This is a genomic window from Proteus faecis, assembly GCF_003144395.1.
Classification (GTDB): domain Bacteria; phylum Pseudomonadota; class Gammaproteobacteria; order Enterobacterales; family Enterobacteriaceae; genus Proteus; species Proteus faecis.
The window spans coordinates 1-576 of sequence record NZ_PENZ01000043.1; the positions used below are offsets into that span (position 1 = coordinate 1).

Sequence of the window (576 nt, forward strand, 5' to 3'; positions counted from 1 at the left end):
AAAGTATGGAAACAGCCCGATAACGGTCATGTTCATGCTGATTTTAAGTTTTGGTTACCCGAAGACCGGCTTGAGCGTTGTTCGAAACAAATGGCAGAACTCTATCGCAAATGGGCTGATATGGGGCATCTCACATTAACCGATGGTGAAGTTGTCGATCATGCTCAAATTAAAGAAGAAATTATTGAATGGGTGACGGGCGAGAACTTAAACGAACTGGGTTTTGACCCGTGGAGTGCGACACAATTTAGTTTATCACTGGCTGAAGAAGGGTTACCCCTTGTAGAAGTAGCTCAAACGGTGCGTAACTTTTCTGAGTCCATGAAAGAGATTGAAGCACTGGTTTATGCGGGTAAGTTTCATCATGGCCAACACCCTGTTATGAACTGGATGATGTCGAACGTCACGGTTAAGCCGGATAAAAACGACAATATTTTCCCTAATAAATCCACACCCGAGGCAAAAATTGATGGCCCTGTTGCACTATTTACGGGTATGAGTCGATTATTGGTGAATGGTGGCAGTGGTGGTGACTTCCTTTCCTCTTTAGATCCTAACGAAGACCTTTTATTCCTA

At 43.6% G+C, this 576-nt stretch carries 1 protein-coding gene; it reads left to right on the plus strand.

What is annotated here, in order from left to right; genetic code table 11:
• Positions 1-576, plus strand: a 576-nt coding sequence (locus DK858_RS13845; protein ID WP_228407330.1) for a terminase TerL endonuclease subunit, incomplete at both ends; no start/stop codon positions are given.